At 27.3% G+C, this 20857-nt stretch carries 23 protein-coding genes, 1 tRNA gene and 1 riboswitch; of the genes, 3 read left to right on the plus strand and 21 right to left on the minus strand.

All coding sequences use genetic code 11. The annotated features are described in order from the left end of the window. Positions 1-16: 16 nt before the first annotated feature. The 12 genes from cobT to NG918_RS06920 form a co-directional block, all read right to left on the minus strand. Positions 17-1105: a nicotinate-nucleotide--dimethylbenzimidazole phosphoribosyltransferase gene (gene cobT, locus NG918_RS06865; RefSeq protein WP_252225457.1), complete on the minus strand. Its 1089-nt coding sequence runs from the start codon at positions 1103-1105 to the stop codon at positions 17-19. Positions 1106-1249: 144 nt separating this feature from the next. Further along, the gene (locus NG918_RS06870) at positions 1250-2014 is read right to left on the minus strand and encodes a cobalt-precorrin-6A reductase (RefSeq protein WP_252225458.1); all 765 of its coding nucleotides are present in this window, start codon (positions 2012-2014) and stop codon (positions 1250-1252) included. Further along, positions 2014-2751 (minus strand): precorrin-3B C(17)-methyltransferase, encoded by a 738-nt coding sequence (cobJ, locus tag NG918_RS06875; RefSeq protein WP_252213881.1) that lies wholly within the window; start codon positions 2749-2751, stop codon positions 2014-2016. The genes NG918_RS06870 and cobJ overlap by 1 nt, the downstream gene beginning before the upstream one ends. 12 nt (positions 2752-2763) lie before the next feature. After that, positions 2764-3822 carry a cobalt-precorrin 5A hydrolase gene (gene cbiG / locus NG918_RS06880; protein WP_252225459.1) on the minus strand — a complete coding sequence of 353 codons (1059 nt, stop codon included), beginning with the start codon at positions 3820-3822 and terminating at the stop codon, positions 2764-2766. Next, the gene (gene cobM / locus NG918_RS06885) at positions 3819-4577 is read right to left on the minus strand and encodes a precorrin-4 C(11)-methyltransferase (protein ID WP_252213884.1); all 759 of its coding nucleotides are present in this window, start codon (positions 4575-4577) and stop codon (positions 3819-3821) included. Before cobM ends, cbiG begins: the two co-directional genes overlap by 4 nt. A gap of 36 nt (positions 4578-4613) precedes the next feature. Beyond that, positions 4614-5276, minus strand: coding sequence for a cobalt-factor II C(20)-methyltransferase (locus tag NG918_RS06890; protein WP_252213885.1), 663 nt, complete (start codon positions 5274-5276; stop codon positions 4614-4616). A 1-nt stretch (position 5277) separates the two neighbouring features. After that, positions 5278-5859 carry a precorrin-6Y C5,15-methyltransferase (decarboxylating) subunit CbiT gene (gene cbiT, locus NG918_RS06895; protein ID WP_252213887.1) on the minus strand — a complete coding sequence of 194 codons (582 nt, stop codon included), beginning with the start codon at positions 5857-5859 and terminating at the stop codon, positions 5278-5280. A 56-nt stretch (positions 5860-5915) separates the two neighbouring features. Then, a complete protein-coding gene (gene cbiE, locus NG918_RS06900; protein ID WP_252213889.1) occupies positions 5916-6530 on the minus strand; it encodes a precorrin-6y C5,15-methyltransferase (decarboxylating) subunit CbiE in 615 nt (204 codons plus the stop codon). 7 nt (positions 6531-6537) lie between these two features. Then, positions 6538-7683, minus strand: a complete 1146-nt coding sequence (gene cbiD / locus NG918_RS06905) for a cobalt-precorrin-5B (C(1))-methyltransferase CbiD (RefSeq protein ID WP_252225460.1) — start codon at positions 7681-7683, stop codon at positions 6538-6540. A 119-nt stretch (positions 7684-7802) separates the two neighbouring features. Continuing rightward, the gene (locus NG918_RS06910; protein ID WP_252213893.1) at positions 7803-8426 is read right to left on the minus strand and encodes a precorrin-8X methylmutase; all 624 of its coding nucleotides are present in this window, start codon (positions 8424-8426) and stop codon (positions 7803-7805) included. Positions 8427-8566: 140 nt separating this feature from the next. Then, a complete protein-coding gene (locus NG918_RS06915) occupies positions 8567-9880 on the minus strand; it encodes a cobyrinic acid a,c-diamide synthase CobB (protein ID WP_252225461.1) in 1314 nt (437 codons plus the stop codon). Positions 9881-9934: 54 nt separating this feature from the next. After that, positions 9935-10771 carry a sirohydrochlorin cobaltochelatase gene (locus tag NG918_RS06920; protein ID WP_252225462.1) on the minus strand — a complete coding sequence of 279 codons (837 nt, stop codon included), beginning with the start codon at positions 10769-10771 and terminating at the stop codon, positions 9935-9937. Positions 10772-10949: 178 nt separating this feature from the next. Next, a riboswitch (cobalamin riboswitch) is annotated at positions 10950-11148 on the minus strand. A 126-nt stretch (positions 11149-11274) separates the two neighbouring features. Between NG918_RS06920 and NG918_RS06925 the strand changes: the two genes are divergently transcribed. Beyond that, the gene (locus NG918_RS06925) at positions 11275-11847 is read left to right on the plus strand and encodes a hypothetical protein (RefSeq protein WP_252213898.1); all 573 of its coding nucleotides are present in this window, start codon (positions 11275-11277) and stop codon (positions 11845-11847) included. Positions 11848-11933: 86 nt separating this feature from the next. Here the strand turns inward: NG918_RS06925 and NG918_RS06930 are convergent, their stop codons facing one another. Together NG918_RS06930 and NG918_RS06935 are read right to left on the minus strand one after the other, a co-directional pair. Next, positions 11934-13247: a sodium-dependent transporter gene (locus NG918_RS06930; protein WP_252225463.1), complete on the minus strand. Its 1314-nt coding sequence runs from the start codon at positions 13245-13247 to the stop codon at positions 11934-11936. Between the two features lie 267 nt (positions 13248-13514). Then, entirely contained in the window at positions 13515-13679 is a 165-nt protein-coding gene (locus NG918_RS06935) for a hypothetical protein (RefSeq protein ID WP_252213901.1), read from the minus strand. Positions 13680-13902: 223 nt separating this feature from the next. Here NG918_RS06935 and NG918_RS06940 point away from each other — a divergent pair. Then, positions 13903-13977 (plus strand) — tRNA-Glu (locus NG918_RS06940). 163 nt (positions 13978-14140) lie between these two features. Here the strand turns inward: NG918_RS06940 and NG918_RS06945 are convergent. The 4 genes from NG918_RS06945 to NG918_RS06960 all read right to left on the minus strand — a co-directional run bounded on the left by NG918_RS06945 (position 14141) and on the right by NG918_RS06960 (position 17152). Further along, the gene (locus NG918_RS06945; protein ID WP_252225464.1) at positions 14141-15217 is read right to left on the minus strand and encodes a ComEC/Rec2 family competence protein; all 1077 of its coding nucleotides are present in this window, start codon (positions 15215-15217) and stop codon (positions 14141-14143) included. A 27-nt stretch (positions 15218-15244) separates the two neighbouring features. Further along, a complete protein-coding gene (locus tag NG918_RS06950) occupies positions 15245-15490 on the minus strand; it encodes a hypothetical protein (RefSeq protein ID WP_252225465.1) in 246 nt (81 codons plus the stop codon). Between the two features lie 144 nt (positions 15491-15634). After that, complete coding sequence (locus NG918_RS06955; RefSeq protein ID WP_252225466.1) at positions 15635-16123, minus strand: cell wall-binding protein; 489 nt, start codon at positions 16121-16123, stop codon at positions 15635-15637. Between the two features lie 327 nt (positions 16124-16450). Continuing rightward, a complete protein-coding gene (locus NG918_RS06960; RefSeq protein ID WP_252225467.1) occupies positions 16451-17152 on the minus strand; it encodes an N-acetylmuramoyl-L-alanine amidase in 702 nt (233 codons plus the stop codon). Positions 17153-17267: 115 nt separating this feature from the next. Here NG918_RS06960 and NG918_RS06965 point away from each other — a divergent pair, with 115 nt between their 5' ends. Next, on the plus strand, positions 17268-17858 hold the full coding sequence (locus NG918_RS06965; protein ID WP_252225468.1) for a sigma-70 family RNA polymerase sigma factor: 591 nt from the start codon (positions 17268-17270) through the stop codon (positions 17856-17858). A 62-nt stretch (positions 17859-17920) separates the two neighbouring features. On the opposite strand, the gene NG918_RS06970 is transcribed toward NG918_RS06965, so the two are convergent. From NG918_RS06970 to NG918_RS06980, 3 genes are read right to left on the minus strand one after another with little or no spacing between them, the layout of a single operon-like run. Then, positions 17921-18694 carry a hypothetical protein gene (locus NG918_RS06970; protein ID WP_252225469.1) on the minus strand — a complete coding sequence of 258 codons (774 nt, stop codon included), beginning with the start codon at positions 18692-18694 and terminating at the stop codon, positions 17921-17923. Further along, positions 18684-19058: a hypothetical protein gene (locus tag NG918_RS06975; protein WP_252225470.1), complete on the minus strand. Its 375-nt coding sequence runs from the start codon at positions 19056-19058 to the stop codon at positions 18684-18686. Before NG918_RS06975 ends, NG918_RS06970 begins: the two co-directional genes overlap by 11 nt. Beyond that, a complete protein-coding gene (locus tag NG918_RS06980) occupies positions 19006-20112 on the minus strand; it encodes a hypothetical protein (RefSeq protein WP_252225471.1) in 1107 nt (368 codons plus the stop codon). Before NG918_RS06980 ends, NG918_RS06975 begins: the two co-directional genes overlap by 53 nt. Between the last annotated feature and the right edge of the window lie 745 nt (positions 20113-20857).

Here is a 20857-nt window from a genome sequence, read left to right on the forward strand (position 1 = left end):
TATTTTTACACATATTTTAATTTAGTTTTCTTAACTCATCTAAATAACTATCATTAATTTTAGCTTCTTCAAATGTAGCCATATTATTCATCACAGCACATGAAGAGTCCATTATAGAAAAAGCTAAAGGACAACCACTTCCTTCGCCAAGTCCCATATCTAAATTTAATATAGCCTCTAATTCAAGTTCCTTCATTGCAATCTTAAAACCAATTTCTTTTGAATCATGAGAAGTAAACATATATTCTTTAGTTTTATGATTTAATCTAAATGCTACAAGTGCTGCAACTACTGATATAAATCCATCAATTACAACAGGTATTTTATAGTATGCCGCTCCTAAAAATACTCCCACCATTGCTGCTATATCAAATCCGCCAACTTTAGATAGTATATCTATAGGATCATCTTTTTTAGGCTTATTTATCTCTATTGATTTTTTTACTACCTCTATTTTCTTTTTATAAGCCTTCTCTAAAAGTCCTCCGCCATAGCCTACAACATCTTCTACTTTGCAACCCGTTAATGATGATAAAACAGCGCTACTTGTTGAAGTATTACCTATTCCCATCTCTCCAACTCCAAGTATTTTATAGCCTTCTTCTTTTGCATTTTTCACTGCTTCAATTCCAACTAATATTGCCTTAATAGCTTCTTCATAAGTCATTGCATTTCCTTTAGCTATATTATTAGTTGATTTCCTTATCTTCCTATTTAAAACTGATGAATGAGTAAAATCACTATTTATTCCTACATCAATGACTTTTAAATCTGTATTATTAGCCTTAGCAATTACTCCAACTCCTGTTAATCCTTTAGTAAAGTTAATTGTTTGTGCTAATGTCACATATTGTGGTGTAGATGCAACACCTTCTTCAACTACACCATTATCAGAACACATTATAATTATAGCTCTTTTATCCAAAGTATTTTTTATATATCCTGTTATTCCTGAAAGCCTTATTGACATTTCTTCCAGCTTTCCTAAACTATTTAATGGTTTTGCAAGAGAATTCATTCGTTCCTTTGCTTTTTCCATAACATTTTTATCTACACTATCTATATTCCTTATAATTTGTCTAAGAATTTCTTCCTTACTCTTCATAACTTTCCCCCCAATTTATTATAATGTTTCTTGTAATTTATCATTCATTATTTTATTTATAATAAAATAATGAGTTCCTATCTTCACTATAGATAATCTCTATTTGAAGCTAAGAACTCTAATTATATAGTAACAACATAGCTTTTATTTTAATTCATTTACTAAAAAAGAAATCAAACTTTCTTCATCATTAAATTCTAATTCATATTTAAATTTTGGTTTTTCTATAACTATTAACTTTATATTATATTTCTGTACTGCTTTAAATTTTTCTAGTACGCCACCTTGCAAACCACTATCTTTTGTTATAATACCTTTAATATCATATTGCTTAATAAATGCTTCTTCTAATTGTGCTGATATTGGCCCTTGCATGCCAATTATATCTTTAATCTTAACTCCACCATCTATCATTTTTTTTAACACTTCATAAGATGGCAAAACCCTATGAATTATCCTATGATTAAAATCTATATGTAAAAACTTAGAAAAGTTATTGCTACCTGTTGAATTTAATATATTTCCATTTAAATTACTAATTGCATCAATAGCTTCTTCATAGTTTTTAACTCTTATGATTTCACCAGCGTTTATATTCTCTAATGCACCTAATCTCTCATATCTTATATATTTTACATTAAGCTTCTTAGAACATTTCAATGCTGTTTTAGTAACTTCCTGTGCATAAGGATGTGATGCATCAACTAAAATATTTATACTATTTTCCTGAATCCACTTTAACATTTCTTCTTCATTTAATGGCTTTGTATTTAAACTTTTAATATCAAGTTCTTTTAAAAGTTCTCCACCGTATCTTGTTGCTGTACTAACTGCAATATCATTTGTATGTTTGTTAATTAAAGATACTATATTTTTTCCTTCAGAAGTTCCTAATATAAAACCAATCATTACTTTGCTACATCTCTTTTCTTAGATGCATATCCTCTAGGTGTTATAAAACATCCATTTTTAATAAAACTTTTTGAGTTTCCTATAATAACAATAGACATCATATCAACAATTTCATAATCAAAATCTTTAAGTTCAACTAATGTATAGCTTTCATCATCTCTTAAAGCATTTCTGACTACTGCAATTGGTGTATTATCTTGTCTAAATTCTCTTATTATATCAATACATTCTTTTAAGTATTTATCTCTACCCTTACTTCTAGGATTATAAAGAGAAATTACAAAATCACCTTCTGCTGCTAAACTCACTCTTTTTTTAATATCTTCATAAGGCGTCATTAAATCACTTAAGCTTATATTACAGTTATCATGCATAAGAGGAGCTCCAACTACTGACCCTGCCGAACTTGAAGCTGTTATTCCCGGTATTACTTCAACGTCCTCATCACTTCTCATTTCAAGAATTAAACCAGCCATCCCATAAATTCCTGAATCTCCAGTACTTATTAATGCTACATTCTTGTCTTTTGAAAGTTCTAAAGCCTCCTTGCATCTAGCTTCTTCACCCATCATTCCAGTTGAATAAATTTCTTTATCCTTAACTAGATCTTTTACCATATCTATATATTTTGTATATCCTACAATTATATCGCTTTCTTCAATAGCTTTTTTAGCTCTTATACTCATATTGTCTATTGAACCTGGACCTATTCCTATAACTCTAAGTACTCCCAAAGTCTTTTCCTCCTAAAATTCATCTTTATTTATTCCGATGCATAACGTAATTCCATTATCTTTTATCTTATTTATTAGTATTTCAGCACCCTCTAGATATACACAAGGCTCACATACAGAAGTTACCCCTACACTTTTTAATACAAAATTGCTACCTTCAAACTTATGTTGAACTTTTCTTATTTCATCACCTGAAAATGTATTAAAATCGCACTCTAATTTATTACTTAAATTAATTATTGCTTTTTCATCTTTTTTTACATCAATAGATACAATTTTCTTTACAGCCTTAATTTCTAAATTATTAAGTAAAAGATGTTTTCTCACACACTCTTCTAACTTTTCACTAGGTGTATCTCTTCTACAACCTATTCCAAGTATTAAATCCTTCTTTATTAACCTTAATATTTTTGAATAATCTAAATCTGGATTTTCTATTATCTTATTTGTTATCCATATAGAATTTTCTTCTAAGCTGTTTAGGTTTTTATATCCTTTATTAATATTTATCTTTTCATAATCATCTTTTAAACCAATAATTTTTTCATTCACTAAAATAGCTGATATATATTTAGCTTTTTTTAAATCCTCTATAATAAGATTGTTTTGCTTTGCTAATATATCAGGTGCTACTATTCCTAAATTATCAGTAGCTGTAGTTATTATAGGTATATTATTTAATATTTTAGATACCTCTAATGTTAGTTCATTTCCACCACCTAAATGACCTGATAATAAACTTATAGTATACTTATTAGCTAAATCTACAACCACAACCCCTGGATCTTTATCTTTACTCTTAATAAATTGAGCTATGGCCCTTACTGCAATGCCAGTTGATGATATAAATATAATTTTATCGGAATATCCAACTGCATCTTTTGTTACATCATATAAATTGAATCTATCTGTTTTAAATATATTATTAACCAGTTTTACTTCACTATTGTTGTATAACTTTTTTGTATCTAGATTAGATTCTTCTTTTATGTATAAATTACATCCTAACTCTTCTTTAAGAGTATAAGCAATGCCCTTCCCCTTAGGTGATGGACATATTATACTTATCATTTTTGTGCCTCTGCATTTCTAAACATATGAGAGAAATTTTTATCATATAATAAACTTTTTTCAAATTCATTGCCTATAAAATCTCCCACTAATATTTGAGCACATTTAGTTATATTATTTTCCTTTACCTTCTCAACTATGTCATCTAGTGTTCCCATTAATATTCTTTCGTCATCCCAAGTTGCTCTTTCAACAACTGCTATTGGCACGTTCTTCTTATATCCTCTTCTTAACTTATCAACAACCTTATCAATCATAGATACTGATAAGAATATAGCCATAGAAGCACCTATTGATGCTAAAGCTTCAAGATCTTCTGTTTCAGGTACTGGTGTTCTTCCTTCAACTCTTGTTAAAATAACAGTTTGTGTAACACTTGGAAGTGTAAATTCTTTTTTTATTGATGATGCTGCTGCTGTAAATGAACTTACTCCTGGAACAACTTCATAATTTATATTTTCCTTATCAAGTTCAACCATTTGTTCTCTTATAGCACCATATATTGATGGATCTCCAGTATGTAATCTAACTATCACACTATTTTCACTTTCTTCTGTCTTAATTACTTCAATAACATCATCTAAAGTCATAGATGCTGAATTATAAAACTTAGCATCTTTTTTGCAGTATTTTAAATGCTCCTTTGATACTAAAGATCCTGCATATATAACAACATCTGCTTTTTCTAAAATATCTCTTCCTCTAACTGTAATTAAATCTACTGCTCCTGGTCCTGCTCCTATAAAATAAACCATATTTTACCTCTTTTCTTAATATTTGAATGTGCCTTATTATCTGCTTGCTATAACTAATGACATATAATCACAAAGCTTTAATATTTCTTCTCTGTCTTTTAATATAGTTTCTCCTTCTCTTCCAACTCTACTAATATAAGTATAGTCAAATCCCTTTTCTTCTAATACATCTAGAACCTCTTCTTCGTGCTTGTACATCTTCATAATTACTATGTATTTTTCATCTGTTATTTCTTTTATCTTGCTTGCAGGTAATATAACTAATTTTTCATCTCCAATTACTAATGTTCTATCTATTAAACTTGCTGCTGCACAAAATGAAGTTATTCCTGGTAGTGTCTTTACTTCAAATCCATGTTCTTTTACATGACTTAACATATGAATATAAGTACTATATACATATGGATCTCCAATAGTTAAGAATGCAACATTTTTACCTTCTGCTAATTTCTTTTCAATAAAGTCATAAGCTTCTCTTGATTTTTTTAATCTATCTTTTCCCCCCATAGGAAAATGCATAATTGCAACTTCAGCATCTTCTCTAACATATTCTCTTGCAGTTTCAAATGCGATACTTTCTCCACCTTCTGTAGCTGTTGGTGCAACTATAACATCACACATATTTATAGTTTTTGCTCCCTTTACTGTTATAAGTTCCTTATCCCCTGGTCCTACACCTATTCCATATAATACTGCCATTTTATTCTTCTTCTCCTCTTCTACATTTAATTATATATATTGGGTTAAGAGATATCATCATTAATGTATCTCCTTTATTTTTACTTACATTAACCATAGAAACTTCTACTTTATAATTTAATGATTTCATCTTTTCTATAGCTTTATAAGCATTATCTAAAGTGATAAAATTCATAACAATTGTTCCATCACTACTTAAAAGTTCATTACAAATTCTTATTATTTCCTCTAACTCTCCTGAACTTCCACCTATAAATATAGAATCAAACTCTAGTTCTTCATCAACTAATGTATATAATGCATTAGTTCCCTTTTTATTTAAAACCATAACGTTTTTACATTGAAATTTTTCCACATTACTTTTTGTAATATTATAAGCTTCCTCTTCTTTTTCTATAGCTAAAACTTTTCCGTGTTTCGCAATCTTAGATGCTTGAACTGTAATACTTCCAGTTCCACTTCCTATATCTAATACAAATGAGTCTTCTTTTAAATCCATCTTACTTATTGAAAGAACTCTGATCTCCTCCTTTGTCATTGGACATTTGCCTCTAATAAATTCATCATCTTTTATAAATATCATAATATAACACCTTTACTCTCTATTAATTACTTCGTCCGCCTTTGCTTATACATATATCAACACTTTGTTAAAACATGGCTAATTATTAAAATACTCAGTTCACTAAATTGTTTATTTATAAACTCTTCAGGTTTTCCTATATTTATAATTTCGTCCTCATAAGAAAGATTTTGACCTATAATTACATTACAATCAATAGATTTAGAATATAAAATTTCACATAATTTACTTGGATTGTTTTCTTTATCAGTGAGCCATACAGTCATATTATTTTCTTTTACAGTATTTAAAAACTCTTCATTTCTTCCATGTAAACTCCCTAAATGCGCATTATTCCAAGGTAATTTAACCTTTGAAGATAAGTACTGAAAAGAACTTATTCCTGGTATTACTTCAAAATTATTAGTGATATTGTTTTTTAAATAATTTACTATTCCATAAAACATTGGATCACCTGAAGCTACTAATGAAATATTAAAATTTTTATTTTCTTCTAATATTCTTTCTAAATCTTTTAAACCCTTTAAATAAATTTTTTTAGTATCAATAAAATCAAGAGAATCTACTGCTCTTTTAAACCCTATAATTACATCTGAACTTTTTAATACATTTGTTGCTTTTCCTACAATATAATCTTTATGTCCTGGACCAATTCCAACTACAAATAACATCTCTTTATCACTCCAAACATGAACTCCAAAGTAAGATTGGATTTGATGCTCCATAATACATGATTGCATCTATATTTAATTCATCATAAACATAATTTTTCATACTCTTTAATATTTTTTCACCTATATTTTCATATAATTTTTCATAGCCTTCACCTAATAATTTCACAGCACCTTCACAAGTTTTTTCATTTAAAACTTTATTTACTAAAGAAATGTCGTATCCTAAAAGTGCTAATTCTAAAGCTAATACTTCAAGCCTTACTCCACATACTCTACTATGGGTATTAAAACATCCATAAGCTATCTTGCTCATCTTTCCTATATGACCAACTATAACTATATTTTTAACATTACAAGAAACACAACATTCTAATGCAAATCCTATGAAATTTGAGCATATAATAATTTCTTCTTCTTTGTAACCTAATCTCTTACAATAATTCTCACCTAAATTTCCAAAAGTAAGTATCAGATTTTTAAATTTTAAAGACTTTTGATTTATTTCTAATTTTATAGAAGCTTTTAATGCATCTTCCGACATAGGGTATACTATTCCAGATGTACCTAATATAGATATTCCCCCTTCTATTCCAAGCCTTGGATTAAAAGTTTTTTTACCTATCTCAATGCCTTGAGGAACAGAAATTATCACTTTTACATATTGATTTTTGGGTAAAATGCTCCCGACCTCTTTTATAATCATTTCTCTTGGAACTGGATTTATAGCTGGTTCACCCTTTGCTACAAATAGTCCATCTTTTGTAACTCTTCCAACACCAATTCCACCATCTAATAAAATAGTCTTGCCTTCATTACTTATTAACTTTTTAGATAATTCTTCTGCTTCTTCTTTACTTATTTTTTCTACTCTTGCTTGTATCTCGAGTCCCATTGTAATGTCTTTATCATCACCACTAAATTTTAATATAGTGCACTGTACAAAGTTTTCACCTATAACTACATCATCAATAGGCATTCCAACTTTTATACCCTTGGGAGTGTCTATTTCTATTTCATTTAACTCTTCTTCATCGTCTAATATGTTAAAAAGTAACATTGTTGCTGCTTTAGAAGCTCCTGTAGCACATGATCCTGTTGTGTACCCACATCTCAACTTATTCATTCCACTTTCAATATACATTTCAAACATAGAAACTTACCTCCTAATTTCGGTACATGAAATGCACTTACTCATTTATATTTTCCCATAACAAGTCAAAAAAGCTAATTCCAAAAGCCAATGCTAATGGAGTATAAATATTACCGCCCCTATCTTTTAACAATCATATACAAAAGTGCATTTACAATTGCAGCTCCAACTGTACTTCCACCTTTTCTTCCCTTTACTCTTATATAAGGAATTCCTAGTTCATCTAAATTTTCCTTACTTTCAGCTGCTCCAACAAAGCCTACTGGAACTGCTATTACAAGCTTTGGATTTGCTTTCTTTTCTTTTATAAGTTCTTTAAGTTTAAATAATGCAGTAGGTGCATTTCCAAATACAAATATATCTACATTATCACTGCAAGCTTTTTCAACAGCAGCCATACTTCTAGTAATTCCTTTTTCCTTTGCTTCCTTATGAACATCTGGTTCATTTACATAACAAATTACCTTACTATTTGTTTTAGCTAACGCCATCTTGTTTATTCCATTTAAAGCCATATTAGTATCTGTATATATCGTAGCCCCTTTAGATAACACCTCTTTTCCTACACTTATAGCATCATCACTTATTTCAACTAAATCTTTATATTCAAAATCAGCAGTTGTATGTATAACTCTTTTAACTATTAAAAGTTCTTCATCTGTAAAAGAATGCTTACCTAACTCCTCACCTATTATCTCAAAACTCTTTTCTTCAATCCCCATAGGATTCTTCAAATAATCCATACGCTCTCCTTCTCTTCTTATAAAATTTTCTTATTTACAAATGTTCTTCTACAATTAAATGAAGTTGTGATATTTTAGTATAATTGTAAATTTCTCACTCCACTTTACTTATGTATATATTAACACTTCATTAAATTTATTTATCTATTTATTAAACTTTCTATTAATTTAATATTTCCCAAGAAATTAATGTGTGCATATCCTGCTAACGTATTATTTTTTAAATATCCACACTGCCAAGTTATCTTTTCTCCATCATATTGTGTTTTTTCAACATTATATATTTTATTTTCATTTAAATTAACATCTGACTTATGAAATTCATGAGCATTTATTTTAACTTTTTGCCCAAAATATTTTTCATTTATATTTACTGTACAATATCCAAATCTTTTAAGACCTTTAGTCATTTCACTTTTTCCATTAAAGAATCCAACCATATTATATCCATCAATTTCTTTTGTTAAATACATAAGACCACCACATTCTGCATAACATTTTAGTCCAGAATTTAATGCATTTTTTATGCTTTTTCTCATAGATATATTGCTTTCTAATTCTTCTTTAAAAACTTCTGGATATCCTCCTCCTATGTATAAAAAATCTAAGTTATCTGGTAATTTCTCATCATTCATAGGACTAAAATAAATAACATTTCCTATAGATTTTAAAAGTTCTATATTATCCTTATAATAAAAACTAAATGCCTTATCTAAAGCCACTCCAATATTTAAATTCTTATTCTCTATACTAATCTCTATTTTATTATTACTATCACAATTAATTTCTAACATACTCTCTAAAATCCCATCTAAATCAACATGTTCATTTATTAGTTTACTACATAATGATAACTTATCTTGTAAATTATCTATTTCCATGCTTTGCACTAGACCTAAATGCCTGCTAGAAATTTTTAATTCTTCATTTTTAGGAATATATCCAAATACTTTTGTACTGCAATTTTCTTCTATAGCATATTTTAAAAGTTTATAATATTTTTCACTTACACAATTTAATACAACACCAATAATATTAGCATTTCTATAGTTCTTAAGACCGTTTATTTCTGCACATAGTGTTGAACTCTGTCCTTTAGGTGAAAGTACTAAAATTATAGGCATATTTCCTAATGTATTAGAGATATCATAAGTTGAAAATTTTGTTGTTACTCCTACACCATCGTATAATCCCATTACACCTTCAATTATTCCAATGTCACCATTTCCTTTAAAGTAACTTCTTCTAACTCCATCTTTTCCCATTAAAAATGTATCAAGATTTCTAGATTCTACTCCTGTAGCTTCTTTATGAAAAGCTGTATCTATGTAATCAGGGCCTACCTTATAACCTTGTACACTTAAACTTCTATCTTTAAATGCTTTCATAAGACCTAAAGTAAATGTTGTTTTTCCTCCACCACTACAATTAGACGAAATAATTATAGATTTCATATTATTCACTCCTTTCTTGATTTAATTATGATAAATAAAATGAATATATCCAAACTACACTAAATCGCAGTGTAATTTTTTCGTACTTCCTACATTTAAATATCTGTCTTCTATAAGATCATAAATTCTTGAAATATAAAGATTTGTAAATTCATCTATTTCACCTAATCCATGAATATATGCTTCAGCATTTATACCTTCATTTAAGAACATACTTTTCCAAGAATCTTCTTCTTCTGATGCCATATCATTTTTAACATGATCCCCTGCAACCACCATTAATGGAACTAAAGTAACATTATTAATATTTTTTCTTTTTACTCTCTTTAATACTGTTTCAAAAGTAGGATACCCCTCTACAGTTCCAACAAAAACATTATCGTATCCTTCGTCAACTAAAACACTTTGAAGACAACCATATACAGAATTACAGCAATGTGGAGTTCCGTGACCAAATAATATAGTACATTCATTTTTCTTTAACAAAGTTTCTATGCTATTTATAAACAATGTATAATCCTGTGGTGCATCCTCTATGCCTTGATAATAAAATATTGGTCTACCAAGTTTAAGAGAAGAAAATTTATCTTTATACATCTTAGCAACACCTTTTATATAATCAAATTCCTCACCTGGAATTATATGTAATGGTTGAATTATTACTTCTTTAAATCCTTTTTTATATAAATCTTCTAATGCCTCTTCAGGTGTAGCTATATCTATGTTATGAACATTTTTTAATTTTTTTATTATTTTATGTGCTGTAAAAGCTCTAAATATTTCATAATCTTTAAATTCATATTTTATTTTATTTTCTATTCTTTCAATAGAATTTTCTAATGCATCTAAATGACTCGTCCCAAAACTAACTACTAAAATTGCTTTTTTCATATTTCTTTCTCCACTCTACTAATTTATTTTTTCTTATAATAAAACACAATTATTTTCTCAAAATAAAAAATATCCCTACTAAAATAATATACATTAGTAAGGACTTACTTAAACACATAACAAACTAAAAAAATAATTTCTTATTTTCTTTTACCTTGCTATTGTCCCTCCCTCCGAAAGATAGCATGAATTTTAGGCAGGTCTCCTGACTCAGGGGTCATCCTAAAAATTCTTTTCCTTCCCAGATAAAATTCCAGTGGATACTAAAAGATTTAGTCACCCTTTACAGTAGCGGGGGCTGTAGTGGATTTTAACCACTTTCCCTATTAATCTTAAGCAATTTAAATGCCTATAGAACCTAAAAAACAAATATTTTATTATGGATAAATTATAAGGTACTACTTACTTTTATTCAACTAAAAATTATATCCAAAACTTTTAATGTTCACTAAATGTATTAATTGAATACTATATTATAGGTATAATTACATAGGAGAGGTAAAATGGATTTTAATAATTTTGATTTTAACAATTTTAGCTTTAATGATTTTATTAACTATATTCAAAATAGTGGAAACACCTCAAATTGTGATTGGAATTGTAAGAATGAACAGTGTAATTCAAATACAGAATCCAATAGTACAAGCACAAATTGTAATGATATTCCTGGTGGATTTCAAGATTTAGCTCCACAACTTTTTACATTGATAGCTCAAATACTAGGTTTGGTTATGGCTGGCAACTTGCCCTTTAACTTACAAAATGCAATTGGAAATTGGTTTGAATTATTAGGACAGGTTATACTAACTTTTAATTCTCAACAACAATATTTCCAAGGAGGACCTGGTAGGTACTATAATATAAAATATAAAAATGTAGCCAATCCTTTCTGTCCAAATCCACCTACTCATACTGATACTAATCAAACTGGTGATTCCTATGAATCTTCTTCAACTAATACCTCTAATAATCAGAGTAATAAATCATCAAATAAATATGAATCTGAAATTAAGAATCTAAAAAATAGCATTGAAGAGTTAAGAAAAGAAATAGCTGCATTAAAAAATAATGAATAAAAAAAGTCACCTTTAAATAACATATATATTATCAAGGTAACTTTTTTTATTTTATATTTTTTAATATTATATAGATAAAATGTTATTTAACCAATTCCACCATATATAACACCAAGAATTATTATAATTATTGTTGCTGGAACAAATATGTATTTACCAAATTTAATAAATCCAATTCCCAATTTATATTTTGCACCTTTATTTACTTCATCTAATGCTTTTTTATTATCAACTATATAATAGAAAATAAATGCCGTTATTACTGCTCCTATTGGTGATAATATTATTGTTATGAAGTTTGTAAAATTATTAAATAATTCTCCATTAAGGCCTAGTGGAATTGCAAAAATAAATGCTACACTAGCTATAATTATTGTTGCTTTTTTTCTACTCCACTTAGTTACACTTAAAGTAGCCTCTACTGGTCCTTCAAGCATTGCTATTGATGAAGAAATTGACGCAAATATTATACTTAAAAAGAATAATGCACTTAATAAACTGCCTAACGGCATTGTTTGAAATATACTTGGTACTGTAACAAACATTAATGCAGGTCCTGCTGTAGGGTTTAGTCCTAATGCAAAAACTGCTGGCATAATCATAAATGCTGCTAATAATGCCGATAAAGTATCAAATGCTGCTGTATTTATAGCACAGTTCGGTATATCAAATTTATCATCAGCGTAACTTCCGCATGCTACCATACAACATCCAGTTATAGATACTGTGAAAAACGCTTGTCCCATAGCCATAACCCATGTACTTGGTTTTAATAAATATGCCCAATCAGGTTTTAATAGATACTGAACTCCTTCAACTGAATTAGGTAAACTTAAAGACTTGATTATTAAAACTATAAAAATAATAAATAATAACGGAATAATTATTTTATTAATCTTTTCAATCCCCTTTGTAACACCAAAACTTACTATTATAAGTGTTATTAAAACAGCCAATGCATGCCATACTATTACACTAGGCCCATTAGTAAAGTTTGCAAAATATGTTTCAGTGTTTATTGATGATATTTCTCCAGTTAAACTTATAAAAAAGTACTTTAAAACCCATCCAATTACCACAGTGTAGAACATGAATATTCCTGTTAATCCAATAGTAGGAATTATAGATATTATCTTTCCACCTTTTATATTCTTATCTTTAAAAGCTTGTCTTATTCCTCCTAATGATCCTTGTTTGTACATTCTTCCAAATGCAAACTCTCCCATTAATCCAACTACTCCTAAAATAATAACAAAAAGAAAATATGGGATTAAAAATGCTGCCCCACCATTTTCACCCAGCTTATAAGGAAACATCCATACATTTCCTAAACCTATTGCTGCTCCAATACAAGATAGTATAAATCCTAATCTACTTGAAAAGCCCTCTCTTTTACTCACTATATTCCTCCTCAACTTGTTAAATTTCAACATTTAAATTAACATACATTAACTATTATATGGAAAAAATATTATTATGTAAACAAAATATGTGGTTTTTTTATTTTTTTTCATTATACAGTTAAATATTTTAACACTTTATCATATTTAAAGTAATTATTTTAAAAACAGTATTCGACTAATTTATGCGTAAAAGTAAAAAAAAAGTGTTAATATTAATTTTTATTTATTAATATTAACACCATTTTCTTCTATAATTTAATAAAATTAATTTCCAGCTCTGTTATAATGCTGACTTGAAAAACCTTCTCTTTTTACAGATTTATGTTTTGCATTAGGATTATGATTATGACCTTCTTCTGTTATTGGAGTTTGATAATTACATTTTTCCATTCTTGCTGTTTTATTATCTGGTTGACTATCTTTAGGCATTAAAATCCCTCCTAACATTCAATTTATAATTAGTCTAAATTTAGTATGTCCAACATAATTTTATTTATTATAAGTGTGTTAATTAATTACTTTTACAATTTAAAATACTAGTTCCTATTTAGGTTAATTTTAAATTTTAATTTTATAATTTTTGTAAAATAAATTTATTTACAGGAAATATTGACATAAAAAAAATAAAGGCGTATAATCAAACTTGTTGTGAGGCCCATTGGTCAAGCGGTTAAGACGCCACCCTCTCACGGTGGAATCATGGGTTCGATTCCCGTATGGGTCACCATTGTAGTAAACATCAGTGTTTAAGGTAATTAAATCACTGGTGTTTTTCTTATTTTCCCACACTTTTCCCACACTAGTTTTCAATAGATAGTATATACTTTTTTTCATGTTAAAAACGTCCATGCTTAAATTTTGAATTATGCATAGACGTTTTTATTATATATCTATTTACTACATTTTGAACATGGGTTTAAGCCCTTTGTTTGTGCATCTTGCAAAGACATTTCAGTTGGAGATTTCATATTACTGCATTCCTTACTGCTGTGATATACCTTTGCTGTTTTATTAGCTACCCATACTGTATTAGTTTTGTTGTTGGAATCATCTTTAGATGTATTTTGATTACTATTTGTAATATTTACTGAATTAGTATTAAAGCTAATATTATTTCCATCACAAGTTGCTATTATAGTACCATTAGTATCAGTTCTAAAGATTTCAATTCCTTTTTTATTTAATTTATCTGTTGTCTCCTTATGTGGATGACCATAATCATTATTCTTACCACAAGAAACTATAGCGTATTTAGGATTAACCTTATTTAAAAATTCGTTACTTGTTGAAGAATAACTTCCATGATGACCTAATTTAAGCACATCTGATTGTATATCTAATTGCTTTGCTAAAATTTCACCTTCTGATAAACTTTCAGCATCACCAGTAAATATGAAGGCTTTATTTCCATATTTCAATCTAGTAACTATAGAATAGTTGTTTAAGTCCTCATACTTATCACTATTAGGTGCTAAAAATTGCATTGTAGCATTCCCTATTGTTAAAGTATCTCCTACTTTTGGAGCTGTAATTTTTAAACATTTATTTTGAAGTGATTTCACCATATTTTCAAAAGTCTTTGTTGTATGATTAACTTTTGGAGCATAAAATTCTCCAATTTCAAAATTATTTATTACACTTGTCATTCCACCTATATGATCTTCATGTGGATGTGTTACTATAACGTAATCTAACTTATTAATTCCTATAGATTTTAAATAATTTAATGCTTTACTATCATTGCATCCTGCATCAATTAAAATGTTTTTATTATCGACTTGTATTAGCTCCGAATCACCTTGTCCTACATCTATATAATGTATTTTCATATTAGATAAAGATGCGACTTGAGTATTAGTTGTATTTGTATTAGTTGTGCTTATAGCATTAGCTTGTTTACATCCTAAACTAAATGTCGACAATAATATTGCCATAGATAAGCTAAGCAATTTTTTAGTAGCTTTCATTTTTAATCCCCTTTCTTATTTATAATATTATTTTATTATCTTATTACTTTCTTCAGTATTACTTTTATTAATTTTATTTTCTTTATTTGAGTCTGTCCATAAAATTTCAGATGAAACAACTAAAGCCATACTAAAAACAATAAAAAACATTAATATTTGTTTAGGTTTATACTTACATTTTGTGCTATACCTAGAATAAAAACATAATCCACTTGTAATTATTATCCCCATAAATCCTATGAATCCTAAAATAAGTCCAAATATTCCCAACATTACTCCTCCTATTTTTATAATTATAATTGCATATTATTACTAATATTCATCAATAAATTAATTAAGACGTTAAAATTACCTAATAAACTAGCGGTGTATAGATTTTTCTATATTACCTATATTTTTATTATGTTTAATTAAACTTTACCAACATTTTTCACAAGGTTGATGGTTTTGACTAGCTTTATCAACTGTAGTTTTAGTTGCAGTATTAGGATTCATCTTACCACAATTAGGAATTCTATGATATTTACTTCCTGTTGCTGATAAATAAGCTGTTTGACTATTTGTATTATATCCACTACCACTTGAATTTCCTGTACTAGTAGTATAAACACCATTACTATTTAAATAATAGTTTCCAACATAACAATCCTGAGCCATTTCACCATTTGACCAACAATAATACCAAGTACCATTGTCATTAATCCAACCTGTTTTCATATATCCAGTAGAATCAAAGTAATACCATTTTCCATCTATTTGTTCCCACCCTATAGAATGAGAACTTCCTTGTGTATACCACCAACCAGTATTATTTTGTTTCCATGCTGCATTAGCCTGTACAGGATTTAAAATTGCTAATCCACAAAATACAAGTAATGCTGAAAGTAGCTTTTTAAAGTTTTTCATGTACTTTTCCCCCTATTTTTTTAATTTCCATTCACCGTATTATTTTACCTATTATTACATTTAAATTCAATATTTAAATAAAATTACTATAATACTTTATTTTTTCATTAATTTTACTAATTGCTAATATATTTTATTTATATTTTTCTTAAGTTGTATAATATTTATCAAATCAGTCAATTATTATAATAAATAATAATTTTTTTAGTATAAATTTAAAATCTAACTTTAAATCACCTGTTATATTTTAAATTTATACTTACCTTTTCTCTCGTAAATTAATTAAAGCCATATGAACTTAATGCTCATATGACTTTAATTTTTTATCTATTTTATTCTAATATCCTGTCCAATATAAATCATATTTTTATCTTTAATACCATTAAGGTCCACTAATCTATCTACTGTAGTGTTAAATTTACTAGCAATGTTACACAAAGTATCACCCTTTACTACATTATAATAAACCTCATTTTCATTAAATCCAACATCATTATTACTATAAATATCAAATACATTACATATTCCTTTAAATATAGAATTAGCAACACTTTCTGGATTATATCCATTCATATCATTTGCACTATCACAAAAAGCACACTCAATTAATAACGCTGGCATAATAGTTTGATTAATTACAAATAAATCTCTTCTCCCCTTAACCCCTCTATTATAAAATCCAATGTTAGAAAGTTCATTTAATACAGAATTTCCAGCTTTCTCGGCTATTCCACCAGTAAGGCAAAGAACTTCTGCGCCTCTTCCACCACCACTATTATGATGTATTGATATAAACAAATCTGCCTTTCCTTTATTAGCTGCAACTATTCTTTGATTTAAAGAATCATGTAAACTTACTGCATTATAAGGAGTACAGTTAATAACATTAATATTAGTAGATTTAAATTTATTAATTAACGCTTCTCCCACTAATTTATTAAGTTCATCTTCCTTTCTAATTCCAACAGCTCCACCATCAAAATTAACATTATGTCCAATATCAATTGCTAAAGTTTTTATATTTTTCATTTTTATACACCTCCATATGGTATATATGTTTCATAACCATATATACTATATATAGTGTTTATTTTATTAGGTAAATTCTATATATAGTACTTTGAAATATATTCAGGAGGTATATATGGACTTAAAATATGTTGAAATGTTAGCTAAAAAATCTAAACATGGGGATAATTTATCTAAAGAAAAACTAATTGAAGAATTTAGGCCTTTCATAAAAAACCTTTCAAGAAAAACCTTCATACATGGATATGATAAAGATGATATAGAAAATGAATGTTATAAGAATTTATTCAAATGCTTAAATTCTTATAATTTAGAAAAACATAGATTTGTAGCTTACGCAACTAATGGAATAAAGAATAATCTCAATGATCTTATAAAAAGATCTAAAAATAGAGATAATTCAGAAGGATCTTCTGCTCTTACTCTAACAGATAATCTTGAACATACGCTACCTTCAAATAATGAAAATTTAGAAGAGATACTTTGCAATCAATGTGATTTAAAAATGCTAAAAGCAGCTATTAAAAATCTAACAGAAGAGGAGCAGGAACTTATTGATTTTATATTCTTTAAAAATAATACAATTAGACTTTATTCTAATTTAAAAGATATATGCTATTCTACTGCAGCTAAAAGGAAAATAGATGTGGTTAAAAAGATTGGTAGAATTATTGATATTTTTAATAATAATACTTATATAAACTAAAAGAACAAGGTGAATTTAACCTTGTTTTTTACTCTTTCAATATATTGTTAGCTATAAAACTATTATATTGATATTTCTTGAATCAATGTTTTTATTTTATTTTCCGCTTCATGTTTATTATCATATAATAATTGTTCATGCTGAGTTGCTATTGTCATTGCATTTATTTTAGCTTCAACTAAGTTAAAAAAATTAATACCACTTGCTATTTTTTCATAGTCTTTTATATTAAATTCAATGATATTAAATCTTCTATTATGTCTATACTTCTCAATCATATTAAAAACTCTAATTAATCCAAAGGAATTTCTCCACTCATCTTCTTTCCCCGTTAATCCCTTTGCACTAAATATAATTCCAAAATTGCAATCACAACTATTTAATAATCCATAAAATTTTCCTATCCATGTAACACCAAGTGAACTTTTATAATTTTTGCATTCACATAAAAATAAATCACTATATATAGGAATCAATTCTCTTGATATTTGAAATTGCTTCAATGCTTGTTTTCCTTCTTCGCTAAGTATAACAACCTGATCTATTTCATTAGTTCCAGTCGTTACATTACCATAAACTTTGAAAAAGTAAGTTTTTCTTATTATAAATCTAACAAGTATTTCTAACTTATCCCCTTTCTCAGTACTTTTAATATTATGTGTTCCATTTACGTCTTTAAGTTCTTTAAGTAATTTTTTAAACTCTAAATAATCATTTTCTTTCCACGCAGTCAATTCATTAAAAGTTTTAATACTATCTTTTATAATAAACTTTAAAAAATCACTAGTTGAAATAGCTCTTCCTTCATATTCTATATTTAAGTTACTATTTTCCATTATAAATCACCTTATATAGCGTAATAGTATCTTTTAATGCATCAAATTTATAATTGCAAAAATCACAACATAAATCTTCCTTTATGTCTGTTAATGTATCTAAAAACACTCCCTTACTTTTAGAACATTTACGGCAATATACCTCATATACATTATCTAAGATTCCCATTAGCTTAATTGTTTCTAATATTTCATATGCAGAAATAATTGATATATTTAATTTTGATTTTATGTGTCCTGGGTAAATATAATCTCCAGTTTTCCAAAATTTCATACTTTTTGATAATTGTTTTATCTGATAATCTGTTAAATTATGTTTGATTTTCAAGTTCTCTATGACAATTGATAAGGTATTCTCTAACATGATTCATCCTCTCCTTGCCTTCATTTAATTCATCATAATACATAAAGAAACTATATTCCCTTCCTTTATATTCATGATCAATCCCAACTCTTATATTTTCATTAATCCAAGTTATTTTAACTTTGGGTAAATCTGATGTTATTTCTATCTCTTCAATTAAATTTTGAAGTTTTAACTTTATCTGCTGTGTATCATTAGTTTTATTTAAAAGTTCACTATTATCTTTAATAAATGATTTAAGCTCTCCAAGTATAGGAATTACTAAATCTTCATTATTAATTGTTTCTTTATTATTTACTGCCTCTAAATATGCTACGCTACCATTTCTTGTCATTTTTTGTGCATAAATATATACTTCATCTTTTTCATCCTTCATATAATTTACTACAGCTTTAAAGTCTATATTAATTATATTTATAGAAAATAATTTTGATACTACTTTTTTTGTATTGTCAATCATAGTAGCATAAAAATCATTATTAGGATTTTTATACTCAGCTCCCACTCTGTCCAATCTTATTTCTAGTATCTTTTCTTTAATGTGTATTATTGCCATAATTACATATTTTATTTCTTCTGCATGTCTATTTTTTAGACTGTGATTAAATTTTATGTAAAGATCGTCTTGTGTTTCTTTAATAGTTGGATTTATAAACTTATCATTAATATCGTCATATATATTACAATTCTTTATATATCTTTTAACTAACCCACTTTCAATTAATTTTTCTAGTCTATTTGTAGAATACCCATCTATTTTAAAAAATGAAGTATTTCTATATTCTTTTTCATATTCAAATTCTTCTATATATTTATATATTCCCTTACAAAATTCGTTCTCACTATTTTTTAATATATATCTTAATTTATCATCTATAGATTCAATATCTGAAACATTAATCATCATACTTATTTGACCATTTAAATTTTTTCTTTTATCATTTATTATTGCTCCATCTTCAGACATTTTTCTTAAAATCTTTTTCTTAAAATATATAGGATATATTTCTTGCAATGTTTTATATAAACAATTCTTATACTCTATTAATTCCATAGTTTCCCCCATTTTTTTCTAATATATATATAATACATCAATTAACCTTTTTGTTAAAGTTTGTTATATTAATAAACTAATATTTTTTTCATCATAATAAAATAGTTTATTCTAAATTGTTCATTAAATAATTAACAAATATAATTATAACTTTATAATGTAAATAATGTTTTTTGAGTTAATTCTCATGTATAAGCTCCGCAAAAGAAAATCCACCCCCTCCCATTCTAGCCACCACTATTCCCTTGCGCTTTTCATTTGCTCCGCCACAGTCCACCTATTCAGTGGACAGAAAGGAATACTTAGACAATCTTTAATAAATGCTCCAAAGTCGCCTTAAATAAAACTTGTCTAAGTAAATGCCCCTCTTCTATCATCATTCATTTAACTTCATCTAATTTCTTGCTATAACACTTACAACTCATATAAATTAATTTTTATAATCAAATATATACCTTCTTAAATAATCATTCTTTAGTTTTTATCTGCATCTAATACTATTAATTAATCTTTTTTATAAATCTAATATTAATTAATTTTTTATTATTGTATTCCTACTATCACTACTACCTCTATACTATAAATTAATACTTTAGGCACTTATCCCAACACCCAAAATAGTACAGGATATTACCTGTTATTTCTAAGCATCTATGAGTTTTACGGCAAGCTGCAACCTCATATATACTAAGAAAATAACTAGGATTAATCTAGTCCTATGTTTAGGTACCCGTTGGAGTGCATA

Source organism: Clostridium sp. ZBS2 (assembly GCF_023845855.1).
GTDB classification, from domain to species: Bacteria; Bacillota; Clostridia; order Clostridiales; family Clostridiaceae; genus Clostridium; species Clostridium aquiflavi.